The organism is Caballeronia sp. (genome assembly GCF_049581465.1).
GTDB lineage: Bacteria > Pseudomonadota > Gammaproteobacteria > Burkholderiales > Burkholderiaceae > Caballeronia.
This window is the reverse complement of sequence record NZ_JBAUSA010000842.1, coordinates 1-2,538: the sequence shown is the minus strand read 5'-3', so window position 1 is coordinate 2,538 and position 2,538 is coordinate 1. Positions and strand designations below refer to the sequence as shown.

Sequence of the window (2,538 nt, the reverse complement as noted above, 5' to 3'; positions counted from 1 at the left end):
GCACTCGGGGGTCTCCACCCGATGGGGCATATGGGCGAGATGAGCGATATCGTGGACGCTGTCCTGTATCTGGATTCGGCACCGTTCGTGACGGGCGAAATCCTGCACGTCGACGGCGGCCAAAGCGCAGGCCACTAAGCGTTAGGCACTAAGCACTAAGCAATTTCGAGCGCCGCTAGCCGGCGCTCGTTTCGTCAATCGCACTAAAGGAGAACGACACATGCCTATGGTCACAATTCAGGTTACCCGCGAGGGCACCAAGCCCGGCACGGACTCGGTCACAGCAGATGAAAAGGCACAGCTCATCAAGGGCGTGAGTCAGTTGCTGCTCGACGTATTGAACAAGCCACTCGCGGCGACGTTTGTTGTCATCGAAGAGGTGGAGTTGGAGAACTGGGGCTTCGGCGGACTGCCGGTCGCCGAGTATCGCAAGCAGCTAGCTCAGAAATAAACCTGAGATAGACCTGAGCGCCAGTTCGTGCGCCGTGGTTCTGGTCCAGCGCACGTCGTGCGCTGGACTGCGTGCATGCGTAACCGACGCTTACATTGGGTGTATCGTACGGATTGTTACGCGTGTCCCGTCGAACTGGACGACTTAAAAGGAAAGCTTGCGAATGACTGCTAAACCCTTGACGCTTGGCATCGACCACCTTGGCCTGACGGTCCCTGATCTGAATGTCACCCGTGACTTCTTCATCAATTGCCTGGGCTGGACACAAGTCGGTGAGAAGCCCGACTACCCAGCGGCTTTTGTGTCCGATGGACGCAGCTTGTTGACGCTTTGGCAGGTCAAGAACCAGACGAACCGTGTGGAGTTCGACCGCAAGACGAACGTGGGTCTGCATCACATCGGTTTACGGGTCGGTAGCGAAGAGGCTCTCAGCGAAATCTTCGCCCGCGTCTCTGCATGGCCGGGAGTAGTGGTCGAGTTCGCACCAGAGAACCTGGGCCCAGGCCCGAAGCGTCACACGATGGTGTACGAACCGGGTGGCATCAGGATCGAATTTGATTTTGATCCGCGAATCCAGGCCGCCTGAGCGAAAGTTTGCCGCGTACTTGGGTTCCGTAAATATCTAAAGTAATCTCAGTGCCCATGTTGCAAACGCACAGGCAATGACCGGCGCGTCGACAACGCCCAGGCCTATGCGCCTGGGCGTTGTCATGTAAGCCTACTTAGCTCCCATACTGCTGCAACTCCCTGACGCTGTCCTTCAGTTCGTTCTCTAGCTGGGCAAATAGCTCAGCCGCAGGCAACGACCTGGCGAGAGCCGCCGCCTGGCCCGCCCACTGCGCGCCGTAGCCAAATTCCCCCTTGGCTTTCGCTGCGGCGTGAAGCGCCTTTCCTGCATCGTAGGCGGTCGGATACACGGGCGGCTTCGGTGACTGCGCGTCGCTGCCGAGTTCCGTAAAACGGTTCACCATGCCTCTCGCGACCCGCCCCGAGATAGCAGCCGTAAAGGTTGTGTGGCGAGCCGACTCACTCAGGATTGCGCGGCGGTAACCTTCATCAATCGATGTTTCCGGGCACGCGACAAAGGCGGTTCCCAGTTGTGCAGCCTGAGCGCCCAGCGCCAATACCGCTGCAATCCCCGCCCCGTCCATGATCCCACCCGAAGCGATAACAGGTAGCTGGAACGCCTTGACCAGCAGGCGCGTCAATGCAAACGTGCCCAACCGATCGTCGAACGCATCCGGATCGAAGACACCGCGATGTCCGCCCGCCTCGATCCCTTGCGCCACAATCGCGTCGACACCCGCCGCTGCAACCTGCGCAGCCTCCCTCGGATTTGTCACAGCAGCGAGGAGCTTGATGCCGGCTTTTTTCAGTTCGGCAATGACTTCAGAAGGCGGCAAACCGAAGTGGAAGCTGACGATAGCGGGCTTCTCTTCGAGGAAAACCTCCACCATGGCCGGGTCCGCGACAAAGCTCGTGTAGATCTCCGACAATGATGCCGGCGGCGTAGCCCCGTATTTTTCGAAGTGCGGCGCGAGCCAGTTCAACCATTGCCGCTCGCGCGCTTCGTCGGACGTCGCAGGGCTATGACAGAACACGTTAATGTTAAAGGGCTTTGGCGTCAGTGCGCGTGTCGCCTTGATCACCTTACGGGCTCCTTCAGCGTTCATCGCTCCAACGCCCAACGAGCCCAGACCACCTGCATTGGATACAGCAGCAGCCAGCGCGGGCGTGCTAACACCGGCCATTGGCGCCTGAATGATCGGCTTTTCGATGCCCAGCAAACGCAGCAATGTCTGGTTAGTCATATGGCTTCCTCTTCAAATAGGGGTGGACGTCGATCAGGAAAAGTCAGTCGATTTCGAAACTGATTCCCACGCGTCGATTTCACTCTGCAGGCCGGACAACTTATCCCGGACGAAGCTCAACGCATCACTGCCGAGTACCAGATGAACCGGCGGGTTATCGTTTTCGATGATATCCAACAGGACCTGCGCCGCCTTGGCCGGATCGCCTGCCTGCTTCCCGTCCTTGGCCGCACGGGCCCGGCGAATCGGCTTGAACACCGAGTCGTAGTCGTCGAT

Annotated in this window: 4 protein-coding genes and 1 pseudogene; 3 read left to right on the top strand and 2 right to left on the bottom strand. The window is 58.8% G+C overall.

Features of this window, described 5'->3' with window-relative positions:
• From WCA53_RS20675 to WCA53_RS20665, 3 genes are all read left to right on the top strand, one after another.
• Nucleotides 1-138 (top strand): SDR family oxidoreductase (locus WCA53_RS20675; RefSeq protein WP_423915022.1); only part of this gene is annotated, 138 nt, incomplete at its 5' end.
• An 82-nt stretch (nt 139-220) separates the two neighbouring features.
• Nucleotides 221-451 (top strand): tautomerase family protein, encoded by a 231-nt coding sequence (locus tag WCA53_RS20670; RefSeq protein WP_423915020.1) that lies wholly within the window; start codon nt 221-223, stop codon nt 449-451.
• A 163-nt stretch (nt 452-614) separates the two neighbouring features.
• Complete coding sequence (locus tag WCA53_RS20665) at nt 615-1,037, top strand: VOC family protein (RefSeq protein WP_423915017.1); 423 nt, start codon at nt 615-617, stop codon at nt 1,035-1,037.
• Nucleotides 1,038-1,173: 136 nt separating this feature from the next.
• Here the strand turns inward: WCA53_RS20665 and WCA53_RS20660 are convergent, their stop codons facing one another.
• Together WCA53_RS20660 and WCA53_RS20655 are read right to left on the bottom strand one after the other, a co-directional pair.
• Entirely contained in the window at nt 1,174-2,262 is a 1,089-nt protein-coding gene (locus WCA53_RS20660; protein ID WP_423915015.1) for an NAD(P)H-dependent flavin oxidoreductase, read from the bottom strand.
• 33 nt (nt 2,263-2,295) lie between these two features.
• Nucleotides 2,296-2,538: pseudogene (locus tag WCA53_RS20655) on the bottom strand (short-chain dehydrogenase/reductase); the annotation flags it as partial.

Excerpts from the sequence above, each read along its gene's own strand:
- WCA53_RS20670 (WP_423915020.1), top strand. The coding sequence starts at position 221 with ATGCCTATGGTCACAATTCAGGTTACCCGCGAGGGCACCAAGCCCGGC.
- WCA53_RS20665 (WP_423915017.1), top strand. The coding sequence starts at position 615 with ATGACTGCTAAACCCTTGACGCTTGGCATCGACCACCTTGGCCTGACG.
- WCA53_RS20660 (WP_423915015.1), bottom strand. The coding sequence starts at position 2,262 with ATGACTAACCAGACATTGCTGCGTTTGCTGGGCATCGAAAAGCCGATC.